General features: G+C 61.4%; 23 protein-coding genes. 15 read left to right on the forward strand and 8 right to left on the reverse strand.

All coding sequences use genetic code 11. From position 1 onward, the window contains the following. The first annotated feature begins 143 nt into the window (after nt 1-143). The 9 genes from sucC (at nt 144) to PKB_RS10110 (ending at nt 11,495) form a co-directional block, all read left to right on the forward strand. Nucleotides 144-1,310: an ADP-forming succinate--CoA ligase subunit beta gene (sucC, locus tag PKB_RS10070; protein ID WP_043251340.1), complete on the forward strand. Its 1,167-nt coding sequence runs from the start codon at nt 144-146 to the stop codon at nt 1,308-1,310. Next, on the forward strand, nt 1,310-2,191 hold the full coding sequence (gene sucD / locus PKB_RS10075; protein WP_043251341.1) for a succinate--CoA ligase subunit alpha: 882 nt from the start codon (nt 1,310-1,312) through the stop codon (nt 2,189-2,191). Before sucC ends, sucD begins: the two co-directional genes overlap by 1 nt. 477 nt (nt 2,192-2,668) lie before the next feature. After that, on the forward strand, nt 2,669-3,976 hold the full coding sequence (gene brnQ, locus PKB_RS10080; RefSeq protein ID WP_043251342.1) for a branched-chain amino acid transport system II carrier protein: 1,308 nt from the start codon (nt 2,669-2,671) through the stop codon (nt 3,974-3,976). 225 nt (nt 3,977-4,201) lie between these two features. Further along, nucleotides 4,202-5,299 (forward strand): GGDEF domain-containing protein, encoded by a 1,098-nt coding sequence (locus tag PKB_RS10085; protein ID WP_052355227.1) that lies wholly within the window; start codon nt 4,202-4,204, stop codon nt 5,297-5,299. A gap of 236 nt (nt 5,300-5,535) precedes the next feature. Then, on the forward strand, nt 5,536-6,201 hold the full coding sequence (locus PKB_RS10090) for a TIGR04211 family SH3 domain-containing protein (protein ID WP_043251343.1): 666 nt from the start codon (nt 5,536-5,538) through the stop codon (nt 6,199-6,201). A 293-nt stretch (nt 6,202-6,494) separates the two neighbouring features. Further along, nucleotides 6,495-7,064: a fimbrial protein gene (locus PKB_RS10095; RefSeq protein ID WP_043251346.1), complete on the forward strand. Its 570-nt coding sequence runs from the start codon at nt 6,495-6,497 to the stop codon at nt 7,062-7,064. Between the two features lie 68 nt (nt 7,065-7,132). Continuing rightward, nucleotides 7,133-7,876, forward strand: a complete 744-nt coding sequence (locus PKB_RS10100; RefSeq protein ID WP_043251347.1) for a fimbrial biogenesis chaperone — start codon at nt 7,133-7,135, stop codon at nt 7,874-7,876. Between the two features lie 77 nt (nt 7,877-7,953). Continuing rightward, entirely contained in the window at nt 7,954-10,458 is a 2,505-nt protein-coding gene (locus tag PKB_RS10105) for a fimbria/pilus outer membrane usher protein (protein WP_167333361.1), read from the forward strand. Between the two features lie 62 nt (nt 10,459-10,520). Beyond that, a complete protein-coding gene (locus PKB_RS10110) occupies nt 10,521-11,495 on the forward strand; it encodes a fimbrial protein (protein ID WP_043251352.1) in 975 nt (324 codons plus the stop codon). Between the two features lie 17 nt (nt 11,496-11,512). On the opposite strand, the gene PKB_RS10115 is transcribed toward PKB_RS10110, so the two are convergent. Beyond that, nucleotides 11,513-11,995: a hypothetical protein gene (locus tag PKB_RS10115; protein ID WP_043251354.1), complete on the reverse strand. Its 483-nt coding sequence runs from the start codon at nt 11,993-11,995 to the stop codon at nt 11,513-11,515. Further along, nucleotides 11,992-12,795 carry a winged helix-turn-helix domain-containing protein gene (locus PKB_RS28735; RefSeq protein WP_052355228.1) on the reverse strand — a complete coding sequence of 268 codons (804 nt, stop codon included), beginning with the start codon at nt 12,793-12,795 and terminating at the stop codon, nt 11,992-11,994. The genes PKB_RS10115 and PKB_RS28735 overlap by 4 nt, the downstream gene beginning before the upstream one ends. 762 nt (nt 12,796-13,557) lie before the next feature. Here PKB_RS28735 and PKB_RS10125 point away from each other — a divergent pair. From PKB_RS10125 to PKB_RS29040, 6 genes are all read left to right on the forward strand, one after another. After that, entirely contained in the window at nt 13,558-14,829 is a 1,272-nt protein-coding gene (locus PKB_RS10125) for a Rid family detoxifying hydrolase (RefSeq protein WP_043251356.1), read from the forward strand. A gap of 527 nt (nt 14,830-15,356) precedes the next feature. Further along, entirely contained in the window at nt 15,357-15,848 is a 492-nt protein-coding gene (locus PKB_RS10130; RefSeq protein WP_043251358.1) for a PAAR domain-containing protein, read from the forward strand. A gap of 3 nt (nt 15,849-15,851) precedes the next feature. Continuing rightward, complete coding sequence (locus tag PKB_RS28740) at nt 15,852-17,102, forward strand: PAAR domain-containing protein (protein ID WP_052355229.1); 1,251 nt, start codon at nt 15,852-15,854, stop codon at nt 17,100-17,102. Between the two features lie 4 nt (nt 17,103-17,106). Then, nucleotides 17,107-17,574, forward strand: coding sequence for a DUF943 family protein (locus PKB_RS29030; protein ID WP_167333362.1), 468 nt, complete (start codon nt 17,107-17,109; stop codon nt 17,572-17,574). A 176-nt stretch (nt 17,575-17,750) separates the two neighbouring features. Continuing rightward, on the forward strand, nt 17,751-17,882 hold the full coding sequence (locus tag PKB_RS30545) for a DUF3289 family protein (protein ID WP_167333363.1): 132 nt from the start codon (nt 17,751-17,753) through the stop codon (nt 17,880-17,882). Further along, complete coding sequence (locus tag PKB_RS29040) at nt 17,872-18,348, forward strand: DUF943 family protein (protein WP_156958014.1); 477 nt, start codon at nt 17,872-17,874, stop codon at nt 18,346-18,348. Before PKB_RS30545 ends, PKB_RS29040 begins: the two co-directional genes overlap by 11 nt. Before the next feature lie 240 nt (nt 18,349-18,588). Here the strand turns inward: PKB_RS29040 and PKB_RS10145 are convergent, their stop codons facing one another. The 6 genes from PKB_RS10145 to PKB_RS10155 form a co-directional block, all read right to left on the reverse strand. After that, entirely contained in the window at nt 18,589-19,092 is a 504-nt protein-coding gene (locus tag PKB_RS10145; RefSeq protein WP_043251362.1) for a BRO-N domain-containing protein, read from the reverse strand. A gap of 483 nt (nt 19,093-19,575) precedes the next feature. After that, nucleotides 19,576-20,460 (reverse strand): DUF5677 domain-containing protein, encoded by an 885-nt coding sequence (locus PKB_RS29555; protein WP_156958015.1) that lies wholly within the window; start codon nt 20,458-20,460, stop codon nt 19,576-19,578. Nucleotides 20,461-20,717: 257 nt separating this feature from the next. Then, nucleotides 20,718-21,815, reverse strand: coding sequence for a sensor histidine kinase (locus tag PKB_RS29045; protein WP_084166602.1), 1,098 nt, complete (start codon nt 21,813-21,815; stop codon nt 20,718-20,720). After that, entirely contained in the window at nt 21,805-22,572 is a 768-nt protein-coding gene (locus PKB_RS29560; protein WP_156958016.1) for a hypothetical protein, read from the reverse strand. The genes PKB_RS29045 and PKB_RS29560 overlap by 11 nt, the downstream gene beginning before the upstream one ends. Before the next feature lie 115 nt (nt 22,573-22,687). Then, nucleotides 22,688-23,842 carry a catalase family protein gene (locus tag PKB_RS10150; protein ID WP_043251364.1) on the reverse strand — a complete coding sequence of 385 codons (1,155 nt, stop codon included), beginning with the start codon at nt 23,840-23,842 and terminating at the stop codon, nt 22,688-22,690. A 123-nt stretch (nt 23,843-23,965) separates the two neighbouring features. Continuing rightward, nucleotides 23,966-25,861: a di-heme-cytochrome C peroxidase gene (locus PKB_RS10155; RefSeq protein WP_043251366.1), complete on the reverse strand. Its 1,896-nt coding sequence runs from the start codon at nt 25,859-25,861 to the stop codon at nt 23,966-23,968. Between the last annotated feature and the right edge of the window lie 115 nt (nt 25,862-25,976).

Raw genomic sequence — 25,976 nt, forward strand, 5'->3', positions numbered from 1 at the left:
GGGCAGGGCGGCAGTCATTCGCGAGGGACTGCCGTAACCATCCCGCCGGACGTCTTCTCCTCGGAGCGGACGTCACAGGTGGCGCGGTATCACGAGTGCCGCGCCGAATGCGCAATACCCAAGACGAAAAACGGTAGACAAGCATGAATCTCCACGAATATCAGGGTAAGCAGCTGTTCGCTGAGTACGGCCTGCCCGTATCCAAGGGCTTTGCCGTCGACACACCCGAAGAGGCCGCAGAAGCCTGTGAAAAAATCGGTGGTACCGAGTGGGTCGTGAAAGCCCAGGTACACGCCGGTGGCCGCGGTAAAGCGGGCGGTGTGAAGCTGGTCAAGAGCAAAGAGGACGCCAAGGCGTTCGCCGCCAACTGGCTGGGCAAGCGTCTGGTGACCTACCAGACTGACGCCAACGGCCAGCCGGTCAGCAAGATCCTGGTGGAATCCTGCACCGACATCGACAAGGAGCTGTACCTCGGCGCCGTCGTCGACCGTTCCAGCCGTCGCATCGTCTTCATGGCCTCCACCGAAGGTGGCGTGGACATCGAGAAGGTCGCTCACGACACTCCCGAGAAGATTCTGAAAGCCACCATCGACCCGCTGGTCGGCGCTCAGCCGTTCCAGGGCCGCGAGCTGGCCTTCCAACTGGGCCTGAAGGGCGACCAGATCAAGCAGTTCGTGCACATCTTCGTCGGCCTGGCGAAGCTGTTCCAGGACTACGACCTGGCCCTGCTCGAAGTCAACCCGCTGGTGATCAAGAAAGACGGCAACCTGCACTGCCTGGACGCCAAGATCAACATCGACTCCAACGCCATGTACCGTCAGCCCAAGCTGCGCGCCATGCACGACCCGTCCCAGGACGACGCTCGTGAAGCCCATGCGCAGAAGTGGGAACTGAACTACGTCGCGCTGGAAGGCAACATCGGCTGCATGGTCAACGGCGCTGGCCTGGCCATGGGCACCATGGACATCGTCAACCTGCACGGCGGCAAGCCGGCCAACTTCCTGGACGTTGGCGGCGGCGCGACCAAAGAGCGCGTGACCGAAGCGTTCAAGATCATCCTCTCCGACAGCAACGTCGCTGCCGTACTGGTGAACATCTTCGGCGGCATCGTTCGCTGCGACATGATCGCCGAAGGCATCATCGGCGCCGTTAAAGAAGTTGGCGTGAAAGTGCCGGTTGTCGTCCGTCTGGAAGGCAACAACGCCGAACTCGGCGCCAAGGTACTGGCCGAAAGCGGTCTGAACATCATCGCGGCGACCAGCCTGACCGACGCTGCCCAGCAAGTCGTCAAGGCCGCGGAGGGTAAGTAATGAGCATCCTGATCAACAAAGACACCAAGGTAATCTGCCAGGGCTTCACCGGCTCGCAGGGCACCTTCCACTCCGAACAGGCCATCGCCTACGGCACCAAGATGGTCGGCGGCGTGACCCCCGGCAAGGGCGGCACCACCCACCTGGGCCTGCCGGTGTTCGACACCGTCAAGGAAGCCGTAGAAGCCACCGGCGCTGAAGCCTCGGTCATCTACGTTCCGGCTCCGTTCTGCAAAGACTCGATCCTGGAAGCTGCCTTCGGCGGCATCAAGCTGATCGTCTGCATCACCGAAGGTATCCCGACCCTCGACATGCTGGACGCCAAGGTCAAGTGCGACGAGCTGGGCGTACGCCTGATCGGCCCGAACTGCCCGGGCGTGATCACTCCCGGCGAGTGCAAGATCGGCATCATGCCGGGTCACATCCACCTGCCGGGCAAAGTGGGCATCGTGTCGCGTTCCGGCACCCTGACCTACGAAGCCGTGAAGCAGACCACCGACGCCGGCTTCGGCCAGTCCACCTGCGTGGGCATCGGTGGCGACCCGATCCCGGGCTCCAACTTCATCGACATCCTGAAGCTGTTCCAGGAAGACCCGAAAACCGAAGCCATCGTCATGATCGGCGAGATCGGTGGTTCGGCTGAAGAAGAAGCCGCTGCCTACATCAAGGCCAACGTGACCAAGCCGGTGGTGTCCTACATCGCTGGCGTCACCGCACCGCCCGGCAAGCGCATGGGCCACGCCGGCGCCATCATCTCCGGCGGCAAGGGCACTGCGGATGAGAAGTTCGCTGCCCTGCAAGACGCCGGTGTGAAAACCGTGCGTTCGCTGGCTGACATCGGCAAGGCCCTGGCCGAGCTGACCGGCTGGCCGACCAAGTAAGTCTCCCCGACTTACCGCGTGTCGGAAGGAGGCCACCCTCGGGTGGCCTCCTTCATTACGGCACCGTCGCACTACCTGTCGTGCAAGCGACAGCCGCGGACATTCCGCGGACACCCTGACGCATGTCAGTGCCAGCTCGGCGAGAAAATCGTTAGGCTAGCAACTACTTTGGACCGCTCTCCCCAAAAGGGTGATGTCCGCGTGCCGTCGCCCCTATCCGGGTCGGCGTAATTCCAGGCCGTCACGGATGCGGTCGAACAACGATGCACGGAGCAAACCGGCCACGAGCCCGCTAGGAAAACCTCTGCTGTCTGTCATTTGAACAAGAACCCTGCATAGCCCGTGCTGCGTCGCCCGATCGACGTGGAGCGCATCGTCATTGCCATTCGACGCCGCTCCCGATCCCGCCACGTCCACCGCCATGCCGGAGTGTTCAAAGGGCACGTTAACCCGCTCAAGCACTGTGGTATTCCCTTCATGAACGTCTTGAAAGGCCAGGACATCCTGGCACTCGGTTTTATGACCTTCGCCCTGTTCGTCGGAGCAGGCAACATCATCTTCCCGCCCATCGTCGGCCTGCACTCGGGCCCGCACGTGTGGATGGCGGCCCTCGGCTTCCTGATCACCGCGGTCGGCCTGCCGGTCATCACCGTGGTCGCGCTGGCCAAGGTCGGCGGCGCCATGGACACCCTCAGCCACCCGATCGGGCGCGTTGCCGGCGGCCTGCTGGCGGCGGTCTGCTACCTGTCGGTCGGCCCGCTGTTCGCCACCCCGCGTACCGCTACCGTGTCCTTCGAGGTCGGCCTTGCGCCGCTCACCGGCGACGGTCCGCTGCCGCTGTTCATCTACAGCCTGGTGTACTTCTGCGTCGTGCTGGTGATCTCGCTGTACCCCGGCAAGCTGCTCGACACCGTCGGCCGCTTCCTCGCGCCGCTGAAGATCATCGCGCTCGCCGCACTGGGCATCGCCGCCTTCATGCTGCCGGCCGGCACCATCGGCCAGGCCGAGCCGAGCTACGAGCACGCGGCCTTCTCCCAGGGCTTCATCAACGGCTACCTGACCATGGACACCCTGGGCGCGCTGGTCTTCGGCATCGTCATCGTCAACGCCATCCGCTCCCGTGGCGTGCAGTCGCCGCGGCTGATCACCCGCTACGCCATCATCGCCGGGCTGATCGCCGGGGTAGGGCTGGCGCTGGTGTACATCAGCCTGTTCCGCCTGGGCGCGGGCAGCCACGAGATCGCCGCTGGCGCCACCAACGGTGCGGCTGTGCTGCATGCCTACGTGCAGCACACATTCGGTGGGCTGGGCAGCGGCTTCCTCGCCGTGCTCATCGCCCTGGCCTGCCTGGTCACCGCGGTCGGCCTGACCTGCGCCTGCGCCGAGTACTTCTGCCGAATCCTGCCGCTGTCCTACCGGACCCTGGTGGTGCTGCTGGCCGGCTTCTCGCTGCTGGTGTCCAACCTCGGCCTGACCAAGCTGATCCAGTTCTCGGTGCCGGTGCTGACCGCCATCTACCCGCCGTGCATCGTGCTGGTGGCGCTGAGCTTCTGCGCCGGCCTGTGGAAGTCGCAGACCCGCATCGTCGCGCCGGTGATGGCCGTGTCGCTGCTGTTCGGCCTGGTCGACGCGCTCAAGGGCGCAGGCTTCAACCTGCCGGAGTGGATGGCCCACCTGCCGCTCTCGGAGCAGGGCCTGGCCTGGCTGATCCCCTCTGTCGCCACCCTCGCGCTGATGGTCGTCATCGACCGCCTGCTGGGCAAACCCAGCGAAGCCCTCGCCTGAGTCCGTACCCCGGACGACGCAAAAGGCCGCCCTCGGGCGGCCTTTTGCATTTTCGCCCGAGTGGCGTGGACCCGACGCGAGAAAGCGCCAGAAATTCGCCTTCAGTGGTCGTGAGTGCCGCCGATACAGACGAAATGCAGGTTTTCTGACGCGCGGACAGCGCGACGGGCCGGGAACTCGGGCAATGTACGCCGTCGCGAAAAAGCCATCGAAGAGGGGGCAGGGGTGTCGTTGATCAACAAGCTGACGCGGTCGCTCGACCCGCTGCAGGGAGTACCGGACTCCATCCGCCAGGAGTTCGTGCTCTGGTATCGCCAGGCCAAGGCCCCACAGATCCGCTACGTCGCCTTCCTGACGTTGTCGCTGTACTTCGTTTACATCTTCATGGAGTACAACATCGCCACCACGCACCGCGAGCTGCGCCTGCTCGCCCATGGCGTGCTGGTCCCCGCCGCACTGCTTGCCGTCGGCCTGATGAGCAACGAGCCCCGGTACTACCGGCCAATGCGCGCCTTGCTGATGAGCGCGCCGATCGGCGCCGTGGCGGCCAACCTCTACCTCAACCACGACCAGCCGGACTTCGCCGCCTACGCGCCGGAGATGTACCTCAACCTGATGTGGACCTTCTCCGTCTCCGGGTTGACCCTGCGCCAGGCGACATTCACTGCATCCACCTCGGCCGCGCTCATGCTGATCGTCACCCTGGAGAGTTCTCTGCAGCCCGGCGTGCAGTGCCTGAACCTGCTGTGGATCCTCGCTTCCTACTCCTTCGGCATGCTCAGCGCCTTCCTCCTGGAGCGCGCGCACAAGACCATGTTCCTGCACCAGAACCGCCTGGCCCTGAGCGCCAGCGTCGACGGCCTCACCGGGATATGGAACCGCGCGCGCATCGACCAGTTCTTCGCCGACGAAGTCGCCCGCGCCCAGCGCTACGGCACGCCGTTCTCGGTGATCCTGATGGACATCGACCACTTCAAGAGCGTCAACGACACCCACGGCCACACGGTCGGCGACAGCGTGCTCTGCCAGTTCGCCCGGCTGCTGCGCGAGAACGTGCGCAGCACCGACCGGGTAGGGCGCCTGGGCGGCGAGGAGTTCCTGGTCGTGCTGCCAGGCACCGATCACCGTCACGCCCAGGCCGCCGCGCGCGCCCTGCGCCAGCGCATCAACGGCTTCGACTTCCACACCGTGCGGCGCAAGACCGCCAGCTTCGGCGTCACCCAGTACTGCGGCGACGACAGCGCAAGCGCCATGCTCGAGCGTGTCGACCGCGCGCTCTACCGCGCCAAGCAGAACGGCCGCGACCGCATCGAAGTGCTCTGAGGCCGCCCGCCGACCCGCTACCGCCCATCGCGCATCGCCCGGCGCGACTGAACTCCATTCCTAAATGGCAGGTCTGTCTCCGGTCGACCCAGTGGGTGGATCGCCTGGCCGTTCGCCACCCGGAGGACCGGACGCCCGCCATTCGCCCTGACCGCGCTGCCCCAGCAGCCATTCGCCTGGACGACTTCCATCGCGCCCGCCCGCGGGTTTCGTTCATCGCCATGTGAAGATTGCCCATGACCCAATCCCTCCCTCTCACCGCTGCAACCCCACGCCGCCCCCGCGCCCTCGGCGCCTGCCTGCTCGGCGGCCTGTTCGCCATGGCCGCGACGGCCCAGGCCGAGGAGCCCGCCGGCGGCCCGCGCTGGGTCAGCGACAGCCTGACCACCTACGTGCGCAGCGGCCCCACCGATGGCTACCGCATCGTCGGCACCCTGGTCTCGGGGCAGAAGGTCGAGCTGCTACGCACCCAGGGCGACTACAGCCAGGTGCGCAGCGAGAGCGGCAACAGCGTCTGGATCGCCAGCCGCGACCTGCAGGACAAGCCCGGCCAGGCCGAGCGCCTGCCCGACCTGGAAAAACAGGTGGCCGAGCTGACCGCCCAGCTCAACGGCATCAACGACAGCTGGAAGAGCCGCGTGCAGGGCATGCAGGAAACCCTCGACACCCGCAAGAAACTCATCGACGAACTGCAGGCCGCGCGCAGCAGCCTCGACAGCGAACTCAGCCAGGCCCGCTCCGACCTGCGCGCCGCCCAGGCGCAACTGGGCAACGAGAACAAACAGGTGCTGATGCGCTACATGGCCTACGGCGGCGGCATCGCCGGCGCCGGCTTGTTCGTCGGCCTGCTCCTGCCGACCCTGCTGCGGGTCAAGCGCAAGCGCAGCGACGGCTGGGTCTGACCCGCCCGCGCACTGCCACAAGGCCGCCTTCGGGCGGCTTTTTCATGTCCGGGGAAGGATATTTGCGGCGATTAATCCGCCGCGATGTGCGCGGCGGTCGCTCGCAACACGCCCCACGCTGCCGCTGCAGGCCGCGCGCGGCGGCTGATGATCGGCGCTTAGAGCGATCATCAGCAAAAGAAGAGAATTAAGGATTCGCTCCGCCGTTCGCCGGCAGACAGGCTTCGTCGCGGCTGCACCGAGTGCTTCGGTCGCCACTGCCTTCTGCACGACAAACAAAAGGAGAATCCCCAATGAAAGTGAAAGGTTGTGTACGCCGTGGCCTCGCCACGTCCGTATTGCCGCTGGCGGCGCTGTTGTCCGCCACGAGCGCCCATGCCGTCGACGGCACCGTGACCATCACCGGGTCCATTACCGATGCTTCCTGCACCATCGATATCGACGGCGGCACCGGTGGCGACTACACCCTGGCCTTGCCGGTGGTGGGTATCAGTTCCTTCAAGTCGGTGGGCAACTCCGCCGGCGCCACCCAGTTCAACTTCAACCTGAGCGAGTGCACCGGTACCGACACCGCACCGACCAAGGTGCGCGCCCACTTCGAAGCCATCAACGTCGACGTCAGCACCGGCAACCTGCTCAACATGGCCATGATCAACGGCGCCAGTGGCATCGAAGTACAGATCGCCAACGCCGATGGCCAGCCGATCGACCTCCGCGACAACAAGAACAACAACTACGCGGACATCGATGCCGAGAACGGCAGCGCGACCATGTCCTACGTCGCCCAGTACGTCTCCGTCGATCCGGCCGTGACGGCCGGTACCGTCAACGCTCAGCTGATGTATTCGCTGGAATACCTCTGAGTTCCCGGCGGGGAATGCCCGGGCAGCCGTTCGCGCAATCCCCGCGACCCCCTGACGGAGAGTCGGCCGTGCGTGCGGTACCCAAGTTCAGATCCTGCCTGTTACTGGCCCTGCTGTTGATGCAGGCGGCCGCGGCGCAGGCCAATGTCGTCATCGCCGGCACCCGCCAGGTGTTTCCCGGCAGCGAGCGCGAGATCACCGTGCAGCTGAGCAACCGGGGCAGCACGCCCTCGCTGGTGCAGGCCTGGATCGACGACGGCGACGAGAGGGCGACACCGTCCAGCTCGAAGGCGCCTTTCCTGGTGACGCCCGTGATGTCGCGCCTCGACCCGATGAAGGGCCAGGCGTTGCGCGTGCTGCTGACCTCCGGGGGCTTGCCGCAAGACCGCGAATCGCTGTTCTGGCTGAACGTGCTGGATGTGCCTTCGCTGGATCGCAAGCGCGCCGGCGAGAACCACCTGCAGGTCGCCTTCCGCTCGCGCCTCAAGCTGCTCTACCGGCCCCAGGGGCTCGAAGGCAGCGCGGCGGCGGCGGCCGAGGGCCTGCGCTGGAAGCTGGTCGAGCGCGGCGACAAGCCGGTACTGCGGGCGAGCAATGCGAGTGCCTTTTACGTCTCCGTTTCCAGCGTAAGCGTGACGGCCAACGGCAGGAGCTTCACCAGCGACGACTCGGCAACCATCGGGCCGCACGGCGAACTGGAACTCCCGCTGAAACCCACGGCCAGCGTGCCCCCTGGGGTGTCCGGCGTCGACTACGTCTGGGTGTCCGACTACGGCGCGGCGGTCAGGCAGTCCTCTTCCCTCGGCGACTGAACGCCGACTCTCGTTCGAAGCAGCGGAGCGCAAGCAAAATGAAGGGTGATGGAAAATCGCCAGTCAGGTGGATGGCTTTGTCCATCGGGATCGCCGGCGGCTCCTGGGTGGGCTCCAGCGCAGTGGCGGACGGCGACGTGATCTTCGATCGCGGATTCCTCCGCGACGGCGGTCAGGCGCTCGACCTTGCCCGCTTCGAAGCCGCGCCCGTCCTGCCACCGGGCACCCAGCGCCTGGATACCTTCGTCAACCAGCGACCGGTCGGCCGCTTCGACGTGACCATCGAGGCCGAGAGCGAGCACGGCCCTGCACGAACCTGCTTCCGCCGCGACGACTTGCCGGCGCTGGGCCTCGACCTGCGCCGGCTGCCGGAGCAGGAGCGGGTGCAGCACTTGCTCGCCGCGGACTGCGTCGACCTGCGTCAACTCGACCCCAACATCGCGCTGGACGTGGATGTCTCCGCGCTCACGGCCCACCTGGCGATACCCCAGGCGTACATCGGCCGCCTGGTGCGCGGCATGGTCGATCCGCAGGACTGGGACGAAGGCATCACGGCGGGCTTCGTCGGCTACAACGCCAGCGCCTTCCGCAACCAGCTCGACCAGACCGGCGGCCACGACCGCTACTACGCGAGCCTCAACGCCGGCCTCAACGTCGCCGGCTGGCGCTTGCGCCACAACGGCACCTACAGCCGTGCCGAGCAGGGCAGCGAATACCAGGCCGGCAGCACCTACGCCCAGCACGACCTCACCGCGCTGAAGGCGCAAGGCACGCTCGGCGAGTACTTCACCCCCGGCGACCTCTTCGATGCCATGCCCTTCACCGGCGTGGCCCTGGCCAGCGACGAGCGCATGCTGCCCGACTCCCAGCGCGGCTTCGCGCCGACGGTGCGCGGCAGCGCCGACACCAATGCGCAGGTGAGCATCCGCCAGGCCGGCAACCTGGTCTACCAGACCACGGTGGCGCCCGGCCCGTTCGTCATCGACGACCTGTACAACACCGGCTATGCCGGCGACCTCGAGGTGACCATCACCGAGGCCGACGGCCGCGAGAAGACCTTCACCGTGCCCTATGCCTCGGTGAGCCAACTGCTGCGCCCGGGCAACTCGCGCTTCAGCCTGGCCGCCGGCCGCTACCGCGACGACCAGCTCGACGCTCCACCGGCCTTCGTGCAGGGCACCTACCGCTACGGGCTCTCCAATGACCTGACCCTGTACACCGGCAGCACCCTGGCCGAGAACTACCTCGCCGTATTGGGCGGCGCGGCGCTCAATACTCGCTTCGGCGCCCTGGGCGCGGACGTCACCCGCTCCCAGGCCAGCGGGCTGCCGACGCAGGTCCAGGGCATCGAGCCGCGCATGCGTGGTCAGAGCTACCGGCTGACCTACAGCGAGCGCCTGGATGCCACCGGCACCAACCTCGCCATCGCCGCCTACCGCTTTTCCAGCGAGGGCTACCTGAGCATGGCCAACTTCGCGGCGCTCAAGGGCAGCGACTTCCCCACGCTGTACCGCGAACGCAACCGCATCCAGCTCGACCTCGACCAGCCGCTGGGCGACTCGCTGAGCCTCTTCGTCAACGGCATGCGGCAGAACTACTGGGACCGCAGCGGCACCGACACCACCTACCAGGCCGGCATCGGCAAGACCTTCGGCTGGGGCGCGCTCAGCTTCAGCGCCAGCCGCACCCGGCAGGGCGGCGGCAACCGGCGCGACGATGAGCAGACCCAGTACCTGGCGACCCTGAGCGTGCCGCTGAGCTTTGGCGAACGCCTGACCGGCGCCTACCTGCGCACCAGCGCCGCCTACACCGACAGCCGCGACCGCTCGCTGCAGACCAGCCTGAGCGGCAGCGCCGGCGAGACCGGCCAGTTCGGCTACAGCCTCTACCAGAGCAGCAACCGCGACGAAGGGCAGCGCGGTGAAACCCGTGGCGGCAGCCTGCAGTACACCACCTCGCCGGTCGCGCTCGGCTTCAGCGCCAGCAGCGGCGAGGGCTACAGCCAATACACCGCCTCGGCGCGCGGAACCGTCCTGGGCTACGGCGATGGCGTGTTGTTCAGCGCGGGCCAGGGCGAAACCATGGGCGTGATCGAGGCTGCGGGCGGCAAGGGCGCACGGGTGGGCAGCGGGCACAACAGCCATCTCGACGGGCAGGGCAAGGCGCTGGTCACCGGCCTGTCGCCCTATCGCCGCAACGAAGTGCTGATCGACCCCAAGGGCGCCTCCGACGACGTGGAATTCAAGGTCAGCTCCCAGGTGGTCACGCCGCGGCAGGGCGCGGTGGTCAAGCTGGACTACCCGACCACCATCGGCCGCGCGCTGCTCCTGCAGGTCAGCGGCGAAGACGGCGGCAGCCCTCCCTTCGGCGCCGAAGTGCTGAGCGCGGCCGGCGAATCGCTCGGCATGATCGGCCAGGCCGGCCTGGCGTTGCTGCGCATCGGCGACGACCCCGGCCCGCTGCAGGTGCGCTGGGGCGGGGAAGCCGGCCAGTCGTGCCGGCTGGTCATGGGTGAGCCCATCGCCACCGACAGCCCCGGTGACATGCCGCGCCGCTCGGCGCGCTGCCTGGCTGGCGCCTGAGCGCCCTTCATCGGCCGGGCGAGCGGCCCGGCTGCCATTTCCATCAATCGGAGTCTGTACACGTGAAGCGCAACAAGACCCGTCTCGCCTCGCTCGCCCTGCTGGGTGCGGCGAGCCTCCACGCCGAGGGGCTGATCGCCTGCACCAGCAAGGTGACGACGACCGTCAGCTATCCTTCGCCGCTGCTGATATCGGTGGACTTTCCCCTGGGGTCGGTGCTGGGTACCGCGCAATCGGTCACTACCATCGACTGCACGGGCGATACGAAGAACTACGAGCTGCGCCGGTCCAGATCCAACGCTGCCTACGGCATGAGCGATGTCGAGGGCGTCGTCCAGTCCGGCTTCATAGCGGTAGGAGTGCGCTGGACCAACTACAACTCCGCAACGGGTGAAACGACCCTGATGACCCGTACGCCTATGCACGACGGCTCGGGGCCGAAGCTTCAGCTGGCAAAAGGCGTGACCACGCTCACCGACACCTGGGAGCTCATCAAGATCGGTTCCGGCAATCTGCCGGCACCGGGCACCTTCAACATGCGGCCGGTAGCCATGGACAAGGTGAACAAGGGCACTACCACCGTCGTCATGTCCGACCTGCTGACTTACCAATTCGAGTCCGTCGAGTTCGTCGTACCCAGCTGCCAGGCCCCGGGCGACCTTACCGTCGACATGGGCCAGAAGCGCAACACGGACTTCTCCGGCGTCGGCAGCACTACAGCGGCCAAGCCCATCGACATCGCGCTGCAGTGCGAGCAGAACGCGAACGTCTTCATCACGCTCTCCGGCGACATCGACAGTTCGCAACCCGGCACGCTCAAACTGTCCCCAGCCGGGCAGACGGCCTCCGGGGTGGGCGTGCAGATTCTCGACGAATCCGGCGAGCCGGTGGCCTTCAATACCAAGCTGTCCCATGGCCAGACCTCCGAGGCAGGCCCCTACACCCTGAAATACCAGGCGCGCTACATCCAGACCGCGAAGACCATCGTCGCCGGCCAGGCCAACGCCGCGCTCACCTACACCCTCAAGTACAACTGAGCCCGGCGTCGAGCGCCTCAGGCATCGGCAGCGCGGATCAGGCAGACATTGCGCGGGCTCAGTTCCGAACCGCTGGCCAGGGTGCCTGCCGCCAGATCGAAGAGCTTCACGTCGTACTGCGCCCCGGTTTCCAGCGCCGGGTGCACATAGCGCCGGACCAGGTCGTCCGGCGCGTCGTCGGCGAAGGAACGCGAGGCGCTCAGCGTGACGAGCCGGGCCTCGCCGTCGACCACCTCGCTGCGCACTTCCGCCGTGCGGTTCACGTGGTAATGCCTGCCGTCGCCAACGTCGAAGTCCCCCACGAAACGCATCAGCGCCCGGCCTTGCCGCTTCGGGCTGTAGGTCATCGAACCGTGGTAGTGAATGGCTCCGCGCGAGGAGCGCGCAAAGAGCTCGCTTTCCCCACTGCAGATACTCGGCTGTGCGGCGGTCAGCTGGTGCAGAGCCCAGGGCGCGAGCAGCAACAGGCCGGCAGCGGCGACGTAGAGCGTGCGCTTCATGAGTGGGGATCTTGCAGGATGACGTAGGCGCTGCAGTCCGGCGCCTTCGCTTCGAGGCGGTCCTGGCAGAGGAAGAAGCTGAACTCGTCGTCCGAATCGCCCCGATTGACATAGACGAAGGACTTGTCGGCAGCAAGCTGCGGCGGGTGGTCGGCGAACGCCTTCAATGCCTGCTCGATGCGCCTTGAGGAGGGCGCGGCCGCAAGCTGGGCGAAGAAGTGTCGCTCGCCGATATCCGCCAGGTACTCGTAGGCCACGCGATGCGCGGTTTCGGTAGCCAGGGGGCTGGCCCGCGAATGGGCGAACCACAGCACGACCGCCAGGTTGGCCAGCGCCCCGGCAGCCAAGGCCAGTACCCATCCGCGCAGATTGTGGCGCTTGATCGCGGCGATGGGCGCGCGTGCAACAGCGAGCTTATCCAGCACCGGCGGGGCATCGAGCGCGGAGAGGGTCGGCTGCTCCGCCAGTCCGTCGAGGACCCGGGCCTGGATGCGGTAGCCCAGGTTAGGCACGGTGCGAATCACCTTGTGGCCGTCCTCGGCGCCGAAGGCCTGGCGCACGTTGAACACCGCATTGCTCAGGCTGCCGGCGGCAACCGGCCGGCCGTGCCAGGCATGGCTGGTCAGCTCGTCACGGCTGACCGGCGTGCCGGGCGCCATCAGCAGCCGCTGCAGCAAGCGGTACTCGGGCTTGCTCAGGTTGCAGGAAAACGCCGCGCCGTCGCGGCGCGAGCCGCGAAGCAGACGCTCGACCGGGTCCAGCGAGCAGTCCCAGAGGTCGATGGCAACGAAACGGATCATCGGATCACCTCGCGCGTGAAAGTGAGGGCACGCCGCGCCCGGCAGCCGGCAGCGGCTGTCGATTGCCGGCGGCAGCCGGTTCCAGGGCGGAGGGTGTCCCGGGCAGGCGTCGATCCGACGCGGTGCCGGCGAGGCGAGTACGAGGGAAGCGGAGAGCGGAAGGGGAGCAAGGTCATCGGTAGCGGTGCTTATTGTCGTGGGGCAAACCCAGGCGCCCGAACCGGGCCGCCCGGCGGCGCTCTCGCGGCTGTGGCGCGGGAGCGAAAATGCCCTGGGGTTAAAATCAAGTCGTTGATTTTAATGCGTTATTTTTCAGATTTAAGGATGCGCCTTGTAGGCCGATTCCGAACCTGAGGCTTAGTAGTGATACCTCGGACAGCCAGGCCCGGATCGGCGTATCCGTGCCGACTCCCCCACGATCAACTCCGGCTGGCAGCGCTTCGATAAGGCCAGAGCACCCAGCGACAGGCAGAAACGAAAAGCCTGGCGTTATCAGATGGGGTCTAAATATGCGGGAAAAGTCTTACAGCATTCGGAAAAGTTTTCCGTTGTATTCCAGGTATTTAACGCCGGGCGAGTAATGGCGCAGTGCACAGAAGCCGCAGAACTTGCGCTTAGTCAATGAATTATTCGCAGGGTGCTTGTTAGCCTGCTCGCCTTCAAAAATTTAAAGGCTGCCGTTCGGGAGAGCGGCGGCAATTGCCGAGGGTGAATCTATCCAGGCAACTAGCCGATTCTCAGTAAAAATATAGGAATGTTGATGTGAATACTTATAACGCTGTGCTGGCCAGAAATACCGAGAGTGCTCCACGGGGCGTCGGCCCTTATTCGCAAACCGTCGCCTTCTCTCATTACAACAATCTCTCGGCGCAACTACCGATCGATCCCAAAACCGGAAAGTTGGTGGCCGGCGGTGTAAAAGAGCAGGCGCTACAGTGCTTCAAGAACATCAAGGCAGTTGTGGAGAGCATCGATCATGGAATGGAAGATGTTGTCCGGATCAGCCTTTTCGTCAAGAACATCGCCGACCTCGATGCCGTGAACGAAGTTTATAAAACCTTCTTCCCCGGCTATGTCCCCGTCACCACCGCCGTCGCGGTTGCGGCCCTGCCGCTGGATGCACTCGTGCAAGTCGATGCGCTGATCTCCAACGGCGTAGGCACCATTCCCGGCGCGCCGCAGGCCGGGGATTTGGTCAAGGTCGTGCGGAACACCGAGAACGCCCCGATCAGCCCGCTGTCTTCGCAATCCGTTGCCTTCTCGCACTACAACAACCTCTCGGCCCAACTGCCCATCGACCCGAAAACCGGGAAGCTGGTAGCCGGTGGCGTAAAAGAGCAGGCCGCGCAGTGCCTGAAGAACATCAAGGCCATTCTCGAAGCCATCGACGTGCCCTTCGACGACCTGGTGAAGATCACCGTCTTCCTGAAGAACCTCGCGGACGCCGAAGCGGTAAACGCCGTCTACAAAACCTTCTTCCCGGACTCGGCCATCGCCCGCGCCGTAGGCTATGTGCCGGCACGCTCGGTCGTTGAAGTGGCAGGGTTGCCGATGAACGCACTGGTGCAAATCGAAGCCGTGGTATCGCACGGCGACGGCACCCCGCCGCAATTGGTCGAAGACCGGCATGGCATCGTCATCAAGGCGAACAACACCGGTAACGCACCCAAGTGCCCGTTCTCCACGCAAACCGTGGCGTTCTCCCACTACAACCACATCTCGGCGCAACTGCCGCTGGATGCGAAAACCAGCGAAGTCGTAGGCGCAGGCGTCAAAGAGCAAACCGCGCAGTGCCTGAATAACCTCAAGGCGATTGTCGAAAGCATCGACCACTCGCTGGCCGATGTGGTGAAGGTGAATATCTTCCTGAAAAACATCGCCGACATTGCTGCTGTGGACGAGGCCTACACGAAGTTCTTCCCGGACGGCGTACCGGCCCGCAGAACCCTAGGCGTATCCGCATTGCCGAAAGGCGCTTTGATCCAGATCGACGCCGTCGTGGCGAACGTGGAAGGCACGCCGCCCAACGCCTGATGGGCTGAGAAAGGGGGCGGATGGTTTTTTCTGATCGAGTAGGGCGCGAGCGTTTTAGCTCGGCTCGAAAGGGCACCCAGGAAGAACAGGTCTGTCCTCTTTCGCTCAAGGCACGCAAGACACTAGGACGCCCCAGGGCGTCCTTTTCATTTGTGGGTAAGGGCAAACCTCCAGCGCAGCCGCCGCGCCCAGTCCCGCCAATTGAGCAATCGCTCGGAACAGGGATGGCCCATCAAGCGAATGCAGGCCAGTTTGCGCTTGGGGTGGCTCCGAACGGCCCAGCAAAACGCAGGGCGCTCTTTTGTGAAGGAAATTTCTGATTCATCAGCTCGTTCCGAGGCATCGCCCGACGCCAGTGACCTGAGTCAAACCCGCTGAGGGCTCCCACCTCCAGGATGCCCGCGCTCGAACCCAAGTGCTCTGCAAAGGGCATTTCAGGGCATCACCCAAGGCCTCGAACCAACGACGACCCCGTAGTCGCGCCAAGGCATTGCCGGGGCGCGATCACGACCGACAAGGAGCGCACCATGACTCGGAATATCCCGACCTATACCAACGAACTGACGCCCGAAGTACTGGCCGATCAGAACCGCTCTCCGTTCACCCCCGAGCAGTACGCCAGCTTCAGCGAAGAGATGCTGACCATCATCAAGGCACAGGAGGCCCATGACCAACGCCACCCAATCGTCGCCATCTACCGGCTCGCCACCGAGGGCAGCCGAACACACGCTGGCGGCGTGATCCGCGAGGCGACCACCTCGCTGACCATCAAGTTGGAGGATGGCAGCCAGGTTCGCGCGGCTCGTACCGGAGACTACGCCGAGTATCCCGACGGCAGCCGCGCGCGGATCGTCAGCGGTGCCGGCGAACAGAGCCATTGGAGCGGGCACAGCCTGGCCCTCGTCGGCAGCCGCCTGAGCAACGGCGATGAAATCGCCGACACGCCCCAAGCCGCTGTGCTGATCGCCGAGCGCCAGGGCCTGCCGATGGCCGATGACTTCCTGCGCGAACGGGAGTGACCCATGAGCTATCGCGCGAATGTCCACGGCCGTGGCCAAGGCCTGCACGGCGACAAGACCACCACTGGCGCCATCTGCCTCGGCAGCCTGCCCGAAGCCAGGCACGCCGGGCGCGGCATCCTGCGCCAGGGCGACCGCACCACGCCCTGCCCGCAATGCGGCCATCCGGGCGTCATCGTCGAAGGCGAGCCCCAGATGCGATTCGACCAACTGCCGGTGGCGCTGGACGGCATGCTGGTCCGTTGTGGCTGCCCAGCCGGCAGCAACCGCTTGATCGCGCCGCTGCGCGAATGGATAGGGCCGGGCGAACCGCCCTCGGCAAAGGCTGCACAACTGAGCGCCGCTACCGCACCGCAAAAGGCACCCATTTCCCCACTCGCGAACCCAGCCGCCGCATCCTCCGGCAATGCGGCTGCATCCTGCCCAGTGCCTCCCAAACCGCCCGCGCCAGAACCCCTGCGGCTGCCGGCACGCATCTTCCTCAGCCAAGGCAAGATGGACGACTACGCCGCGCCAGATATGAAGCATGGCGACCTAGACGCGAAGGAATTAAAGCGCCGCTACGACTGGGCGCCGAACTACATCTCCGAAATTGCCGAACCGTCCCGGCTGAAGCGTTGGCTCAACAGCTTCAAGGTCGACACGCTCACACGAGAAGAGCAGCGGAAAGCCGATGCGCAAGAACTGTTCGAGGAGTTCCACCGATTTGCCAAGCCGTTCTCCTGGTATGGGCCGTATCGCTCACTGATCGACCGGTTGATCGATCATATGCAGGGCAATACGGGGGCGCCTTTTAGGCATCCGTTGATGGATCAGGCTTTAAAAGAGCATGAGTCTATGGCGCAGTCGCTAAAGAAAATAGAAGATGCATTAAGAGATGGTATTGATTGGAAGCGAGGCTATTACCCCGCAGACATGAAGAAGTTACTTGTCGATGCGGTGTTGGATTCACGACTTCCAAAGTTTGATGGCTGGGTAAATCGAATTGATGGCATGGGCTTGGCTGTGCATGACACCGCCGCCACGGAAATAACTCTAAAGTCGCTAAATGTAGACGGAAACCACTTTCGTGCCGAAGTGAACTATCGAGTCCAGGATCACTTTGGTCTAGACGAGAAAGATATTTCTCACTCGCTGTATGGCAGCCTTCCGTTATTTCAGATCTGGTTTGTTCTGCAGCGTTGGAGTGGATATGACTACAAGCCGTTCATTACGGAGATGCACGTTACGACGATCATAGAGGATGCTAGGTGAATATATGCTGAAGAAAATTTCGCTAACCCTGACGTTCGCCGCCATTTTGCTCTATGGAGGTTGGCGGATTTATCAGCCAGTTGAGATAGATGCAGTGCATAAAGATCGCGGCGTGTCTTATGCATCAGTCCTTGTCAGGCACTTTCCTTGGACAGTTCGGGGGCGAATTGAATGGTGGGAGCAAAACAAAGAAAGGCTTCGCGCGGAGTATGGCATTCCACATCCGGATACAGATGGCACCTTTCAAGTTGTATTTTGGGCGTGGGATGGCATCTACCGGGTGAATCACGGAACCGACGAGGACTCGGATTTTCGTTGTTTTGAAGATATGACTGTCGATGCGCGTTGTATCGAAAAAAGCGAGCAGCCCCTATTGGTTAGAAAGCTAAGGGATGGTCGGGTTGTATTTTATACAGAGCAAAATTCCTATGTCCAAGATGATGAGAGTAAAGAAGTAAGGCTTAGAGAGTAAATCGAGAAATAGGGAGGTCTTATTTTCCTACTCCAAAGCTGGCTTGGGCATAAGAATTTTGGTGATGACGGGGAAAGGGGACAGATTTATTTTTCTACTCTAAAGCTGGCTGGATGGTCGGAATTAGAGTGGTTTAATAAATCTGTCCCCTTTTTTTCGGTCTCGATGATACGGATTTGGCGCATCCTGTTTACGGTAGCCTTCCACTGTTTCAAATCTGGTTCGTATTGCAACGTTGGAGTGGCTATGACTATCAGCCATTCATTACGGAGATGAATGTAACAAGGACAATTAGTGGTGGGTGTTGAATGTATGCAGGGTAAATATAAATTCTGCATTTTGGCGCTTTTCGTCGTAGTGTATTCTGTTTGGAGAATATACCTGCCTGTTCAGATTGATGCCGTGCATCGATCCGGAAGTTTTTCTGATGTTTTAGTCAAAAATTTTCCCTTGACCGATCAAGGGCGAATCTCTTGGTGGAATAAGCATAGAGCGCTCCTCAAGGAGAAATATGACATCCCAAGGCCGGAGGAAGACGGCTCTTTTGATGTGGTCATTTGGGAGTGGGATGGTGTTTATAAGACGGACAAGGGGAATGGAGATGATCTCTGTTTTAATGACATGAAAGAGGAAAGAAACTGCATAGAAAAGAAAAATCGCTCACTCTGGATTACGCGTTTGAAAAACGGTGGTTATCGCTACGAAATAGGAGTTGGTTCTACGGCTTCCTATTATCAAGCGGGCGAAGGAGCAAGAGTAATGCGTAAAGAGTGAGCCAAACGACGGGATTGGGAGGAGGAACGAGAGCTGGCCTGGGCGCAAAACACGGAATTGACCCGGCAAGTAAATAAGTCGAGCCGAACACAGGCGCAATGAACTATCGCGTGATCGCACGCTTGGCCGGCAGGACAATTCGCCGCGCATTGAAATCGCTACCGCGAAGGGCGGAGCGTGGCACGCAAGACACGAAGGTCGCTTACGAGCGGCCTTTTTCTTATGGGGAAGGGCAAACCCTCAGCGCAATCGCCGCGCCCATTCCCGCCAACCGGCACGGCCGGCGTTCGCGGGGTGGTCACCCAGCACGCGCGGCAGCTCGGCGAGGCTGACCCAGAACTGGCCCTGCCAATCCAGCACATGCAACACCTGGCGCTGCCAGCGCAGGTGCTTGTGCCGTGGGCCGAACTCGTAGGCATTGCTGCGCAGCTCCGGCACCACCTCGTTGCTGATCCAGCGGCGCAGGCTGCACAGGTCCGATGCATTGAAAAGAATCAGCGCCGCATAAGCGCCGGATTCGCTCACCAGCACCCGCTCGATCAACTCGCCATCCTCCCGGCGCAACCAGCGCACGCACACCTGGTCCTCGTCCAGCCGGCTGGCCAAACGCTCGGAACAGGGATGGCCCATCAGTCGGCGCAGGTCGTCGAGTACGAACCAGGCCTGGTCGTCGAGCAATACGGCGCGGAGGAGGCGGCGATGGCGGAAGAAGTAGAGCGGGGTGGGGAGGGGGGAATCGTCCATGGGGGAGGTCCTTTCTTTGGTCTGAAAGTCCGCCGCCAGGCCGCTGCTAACCGGAGTTGGAGGCGGAGCCGTACAGGGTTAGCAGAACCGGGACCAAAGGACCGGCAGACCCGAAGGTCTCCCCATACGGCCCGCCATCGAGGCAATTCCCGCGCGAATTTGATCGCGGTAATTCGCCGAGGCGTTTCCGTCCTTTGGTCATTCGGGCTGCTAAACCCGGCCCTGTCGTTTTCACAGGGCGCGTGGAGGGTAGGGGGGGCAGGTGGGAATGGTCAAGTGGGGGCGCGGCGGGCCGATGCCTATTGGAAGCAAACGGCCAGAAGCAGTCACTAACGCCCTAGTTAACCGGCGCCGGAGCGCGAAGTGCGGAGGGTACCGAAGCCGGCCATGAAAATGCCGAAGGCATGGCCAGCTTTGGCGTCCGCGTTGAACGACCAGTTAGGCTGGGGCGCGTAGGCACAGTGTTGCACTTGTACTTTGGAGCTAAGCGGGGTTTGCGCCACGAGCAAGAAATTCCTCGTGTAGGTGCACCAGCAGACCGATGCGCTCGCGTAGATCAGGCATCTCTTCTGCAAGCTTCTTTCCCGACGTACCCATGATGTCCGAGAAGAAGACATGCAAGGTTTCGACGGTTAGAAGCGCCAGGGTTGTGAGAAGTTGTGGGCGAGGGCGATGCCAGCTCAGTTCCGCGCTATAGCCCTCTTCGTCGGAGTCGAGATGGTATTCAAGCAAGTCCTGCCAATTACCATGTACAGAATGTGAAGGTCCCGCAAAAGCGCCAAGATATGCTTCTTCGAGGCCGACATCCTTTGCTTTTTCGAACAAGTTTTTTCCACCCCAGTTGCTTGGAGGGTTGATGGAGTCCAGATCAACACCCGACTGCTTAGCCGAAGACTCGATAGAATGAAGCATTCGTTGCTCGATATGTAAAGTCTCACCTCCTCTTGCTTCAACATTCCTTAGTATTCGATCACGCAGACGTTTTTCATGTCGCATTGAGTACTCGATGTACGACGCAGTGACCTCTGGTTTATCGTTTTTCATTAGGAAAAGCGTATTAACTATGCACTCAAATGCGAGTCGACCGAAGACAAAGGTCGTCTCTCGTCGGTGCTGGCAGGTCTGATCCAGCATCGCCGAGATGAGCTTATAGAGGCGCACCAAGTGCCCGACAACTACCGCTTCATGCCGATTCCACCTATGCGGCGGCGGCGGCAAGATGCTTGCAGCGATACAAACGTAAGAGCCAACTTCGATTAGCAATTCAACGGAAAGACCAGTGAAGTCGTTCTCATTTGAAAACTCTCTAACCCTGTCTGGATAGACTTCAATGCGATTCACGATCGGGGCTTCGGTTATCGGTTTCATTTGGTGGCTCAGGGCCTAACGTTTGGTTAAGGGCCGGCTTTAGCCGGTCCCGAGCGGGTGAGGTGAGTGACTTGAACCAGTTGTTAGTGGGCGAAAATTAAGTGAAAAGGGGGCAGATTTATTTTTCCTCCCTAAAGCTGTCTTGGCGGTCGGGATTAGAGTGGTTTAATAAATCTGTCCCCTTTTTCTTGCGAGGATTGGAGTGGCTTAATAAATTTGTCTCCTTTTGGTCTGTTTTCCGTTTTATTGTCTGAGGGTTATTTGTTTATCTGATATGGTATCTCAAACTTGAAAGTGTTTGTCGCTAGTGGGGTTTCGCCGAATTTTTGGCCTCCAAGTCGTTGGCTGGTTACGTTGATATTAATGTTATGTGCGTCTGCAACAATTTTGGCTAAATACAAACCTACGCCTTCCCCTTTTCTTAAGCTCCTCGACCACTGTCCGCGATATTTCTTTTTGAATATTAAATCGGTTTCTTCTGCTTCTATGGGTGGGCCTTGAGAGACTATGCTGACTTCTGCTCTGTCCTGCATTTCGCGAAGCCTAACTGTAACCTCTCCGGAAAGACAGTATTTTACGGCATTGCTAATTAAAGAGAATGGGATGATTTTGAAGCTTTCCCTTAAGTTGAAGTTTCGATAGCACTCGCCGCGGAAGTTTACCTTTATTCGTGCTCCTTCCTCCCCTGCGTCGAATCCAGATAGAATTGATGTGATTTTTCTTAGGATTCCATGTAGCGATGTTGAAACTGGACGTCCAAATCTAGCAGCTGCAGGATTAAAGTATATAGATACTAGATCGAAGTAGTCATTAAGTAGGCCCGCAGCCTTTACGAGTGACTTCATCTCGGCTGAAGCTTGATCAAGCTGTGCATCTAGCGTTCTAGCAGAGCCAGAGCTTTCAAGGAGACTGATTGATATGGCCTCAAGTTGCCTGGCGAGGCGAATTGGATCATGGAGGGGGTCAAGTAGTTCAGACTGACGCTCTAGGATGTGTTTATCAATAACTGAGTCAAGATGGTTCAGTCTTTGAACCCACTCTTTGAATCTGGCCTCGTCCAGGTTTCTACCTTTTAATTCGTGCTTCAGTTCTTTTGATATTTTACTGCCAACAAGTGAGCCCTTAACTCCGAAGACCACCACGGGCGCAGAGCCGACTGTTGAAGAAAAATATGATAGGCCATATGGGCAAAGTGCCTCACCGTTGGCCTCTGTTACTAGGCATGGTCTTTCAGATTTGCATTTTTTTTCGCAGGTTTTTGAAATTCCAGAGTCGCCTGCTAGTACTGTGCCTTGAATGCAGCAAGACCATGGTACCACTATAACTCCTGTGTCTATTACTTCCTTAAGTAGCATTGCGATACATCCTCACGAAATCTATGGCTGCCTCATGAAGTTTTGGGTGGGCAGATCTGTCAAGGTTTAAAGATGGTCGGGGGTCGTTTTGATTTTTAATAAGCTCATTTATGGATCTTAAAAAAGCTGCTCGCTTGCCTTTATCAAGTCGAGAGAGTTCCGAAGTTATGGATTCCTCGATGTGTTCTAATTTGAATTTCTCCGATAGGAATTGATCGATTTGATCGGAACATTTTTGTGCTGTCATCGGTTTTTTAGCTACGTCGTCCGCCTGTTCGAAAAATCTTGTTGCCAGGACATCGTACTGTTTGTTTGAGACGGCGCATATTTTCTGATTTGGATTTAATTTTCGTAGCGATGATAGAAGTTTAAGGCCGCCTTCTTCGGGGTCGTCTTTCACAACACCTTTAATGTCTAGAAATATTACGTCGTAGGTGGCTAGGTCAGTGACGTCGGCGAGGCTTACTTGCTTGTAGGTGCTGATTTGATAGTTTGCTTTCTTCAGTTCTGTAATTGGGAAGTCCTGAATTTCATCATCGACAAAGGCTATTTTTCCAATTTTCTTGAGATTTATTCTGTTTTGATTGTGTGAAATAATTTCCGATAGCTCGTGGATAGATGGCTCGGATTTCCTTTGTTTTAGGAACTTATTAAGTGCAAATGCCACTCCTGCAATTGGAGTGGTGATTCCAAAAAAATTAGCCAATCCGCTTGCGTTTTGAAACCAGTTTGAAATTGTGCTGATAATTTCGTCCACTTTAATGGTTCTCGTGCGATCATTTAAGATTTAAGTTTTTATCCAGAGGAAATCGGAAAGTCCGGTGGATTACTTACCTGCTTTAATTTTTATCTTCCTGTGTGTTCCTGACGGCTTACTCCCCACCCACCCCATTCCGCTCATGCCGATAAACACTCACCGCCTCATAAACCGCTTTACGCAGCCGGTTGATGCCGCCAATCGGGCGGTGCTCCGGTAGCGCGTGCCAAGGGTTAAACGACAGGTTGTCGCACATCACGTTCTGTTCGCGGCTGTCGAAGTCCTGCGGCGGGGTGCTGACCAGGGCGACAGTCTGGAAGGGGCTGTCTTTTTCGCTCCACTTCACGCTGACGTCTTCGATGGGCATGTATTTGTTGGCGTCTTGTTTTTGCACTTGCAGTTCGAAGCAGGCGGGTACGCGGTCTATCGAGAGCTGCTGATACATCGCCGTGCGCAGGAAGTTGGGCAGCTTTTCGTTGAGTTTCGGCAGCTGGTAGCCGGGGCAGGCTTTGGTGGAGGGGATGACGCGGAACTTGATGTTGTTCTGCTCGCCGAGTTTGTACGGGGCTATGCCGAAGTAGGTGGCTTGCATCGGGCTGTCCGGCGCGGTGGCCAGGGTTTGCATGGCGATCAGCAGGTGGCGCACTTGCCAGGTCATGGGGTTCCAACTGGGGAAGAAGGCCAGTTCCTTGTGGCCGTTGGCCTGGGCGTTGAAGTTCTGGCGGTATTCGGCGACGTCGCTGACGAAGAAATTCGGGTGGTTGAACATCACGAAGTCTTGCTCGGCGTCGTGGCCCTTGCCGGGCATCAGCTTGGTGCCCGGCACGTTGTAGAGCTTGATGGCCATGCCGCGGGCGTCTTTTTCGCTGTCTTGCTGCGGGTAGGCGTTGCCGTTGGAGAAGCGCACCCAGGCGTTCCATTCCTTGCCGGGTTGGGCGAATACGCCTTTCTGCAGGTCGGCGGGGATGTGGCTGTCGACCGTCACTTCCGCCTTCACGCAGCCGTGGGCCTTGGCGTGGGCGTCGCGCAGGACGCGGGTGTTCTCGCGGTGCTGTTCGACCACGCGGATGGCGTCTTCGATGATCGCCTGGGTCTGCTCGGCTTCGCCCGGCGGGATTTCTTCCTGCGCCGACACCGGGCCGCTGAACTTGACCTGGTAGTAGGCCCAGCCCAGGCCGAAGCCGACAGCGAGCAGCAGGGCGAGGCCGCCGACGATGCGCAGCAGCCATTTGCCGATGAAGAGCCAGATCCGGGTGAGCACTGCGCGCATGGGGCGGTTCCTTTGCTTTCTTGGTTTTCTTCTGTGTGGGAGAACCCTCTCCCCGGCCCTCTCCCGCAAGCGGGAGAGGGGGCAGAGCGGGTGCAGGCTTAGCCGGTCAGCCCTGCTGCGTCGTCAGTCGCATTTCGGGCCTGGGGTCCAGGGCTGGGTCTTCTCGTCGGTCAGGCGGCTTTCGTAGTCGGGGTTGCCCAGCACCTTGAGGTATTCCACTAGCGCCCAGCGCTCGTCCGGACTCAGGGCGCGGCCGATCACGCCGTCCTTGCGGCAGCCGTCGCGGAACTCGTGGCCGCGGTTGCTGTTGCCCGACACGCTGGTCTTGTAGAGGAAGCCGCCGGGGAACTTGGCGGTGCTGTAGCCGACGAATTTCGGGTCGAACTCGAAGCTGCCGACGTAGAACTGGGTTTCCCGCTCGGACACCGGCGAGAGCAGCTCGAACAGGTTGGGCACAGAGCCGTTGTGCAGGAAGGGCGGGGTGGCCCAGATGCCGTCCAGCGGGCGCGCCTTGTAGGCGAGCATTTCGCGCACGCCGATGGGCAGGTTCCAGCCGTTCATGCGCTTTTGCTCGTCCGGGCTGATCTGGTCCTTGGCGTAGGTGTTCTGCTCGACGAAGGAGGTGATGTAGGCCAGGCCCTTGGCTGCCGAGAGCTTGGTCAGGTCGAGCGGCTCGCTGGAGTAGGGGTAGAACTTCACGTCCATCTTCTTCAGCTGGTCCAGCTGCCACTTCAGCGAGGTCACGTCGTAGGTGTGGTTGGCGATGTTGCTGGCGGTGTTCGGGTCGGTGCCGATCTCGCCGAGCTCGACCATCTTCATGCGCCATTCCGGTATGCGGCCCAGGGCCACGTAGTCCGGGTCGCCGATCTTCTTCACGTGCGGGCCGTGGCAGTACACGCAGTTGTTCTGGAACAGCGCGCGGCCCTGGGAGGCGCGCTTGAGGTCGATTTCGCCGAGCACCTGGGCGGGCCACGGCGGCGGCTTGAGGTCGTGCAGGTCGGTTTCGATCTTGTCGAGCTCGCGCACCAGCACGCTGGAGTCGTAGCGCTTGGCGCCCATCTGCGGCTGGCCGTCGTCGTCCTTCAGCTTGAGGGTGGCGCCCACGCCGAGGGCTTCGCCGATGTTGCGCGCCATGGGCTGCATGGCCGAGCCGTTCCACTGCACCCAGTCGAATTTCCAGATGTCCCACAGCTGCGGGTAGTTCACCGGGGCGTTGGCGATGCGGTAGTTGTCGGGGCTGATGTGGTCGCCGAACACGCCGTTGGCGATACGGCCGAAGGCGTCGGCGCGGCCGGGGCCTTCCTCGGTGGGGTAGAGGCCGCGCCACCAGTCGCCGCCGGCGGTGCGCAGCATGGTCCAGAGCACTTTCCACATGCCGCGGCGCAGTTCGGAGCGGGCTTCGGGGGTGTTGTTGTCTTGCAGCACGTCCTGGGCGAAGTCGCCGAAGTTCCACGGCAGGAGGGTGCTGCCCATGCTCGCCGCCAGCGCCTGGCCGAAGGCGCCGCCGCGCAGCGTGGGCACGGTGGAGGCGATGGAGTGCATGGCCGCGCCGCCATCGATGCGGATGGCCTGGCCCTTGAAGCGCAGCTCGCCGGTGTGGCAGGCGGCGCAGGTGATGTCGAGGTAGGCTGGGCCGCCGTCGCTGTCGGGGTGGCGGGTGAAGCCGACCGGCAGGTTGCCTGGGTTGTAGCTGGGGCTGTCTTTCAGCGCGCGGCCGATTTGCGCCGGATCGATCAGGAAGCCGAAGCGCGCGAGGTTGGCCGGGGCGGCGAACTTGCCGTCGCTGAAGGGCTGGCGCAGGTGGACGAACCAGTCGTAGCGCAGGCCTTTAACCACGGTGCCTTGCGGCGTGTAGTAGTAGGTCTGGCGTTGCTCGTCGGTCCACTGTGGGAGCGGGTTGAACTGGCTGGGCGGGCTGTATTCGGGGATGTTCGGATGCGCGACGAACCAGAGGGCAATGCCAAGGGCTGCGAGCAGAAGGATGGCGATTGCAAGTAGGATACGTCTGACAATGCGCATCGAAACTTCCTTGTTTTAATTGGGCGAGCCATCGTTATGCCAATACGGCGGGGTGTTGGCAAGGTGATGCCACGCGTATTTCAGGGCTTTGGCCGAATCAGCTGCTGAACGGGCT

This window comes from Pseudomonas knackmussii B13 (assembly GCF_000689415.1).
Classification (GTDB): domain Bacteria; phylum Pseudomonadota; class Gammaproteobacteria; order Pseudomonadales; family Pseudomonadaceae; genus Pseudomonas; species Pseudomonas knackmussii.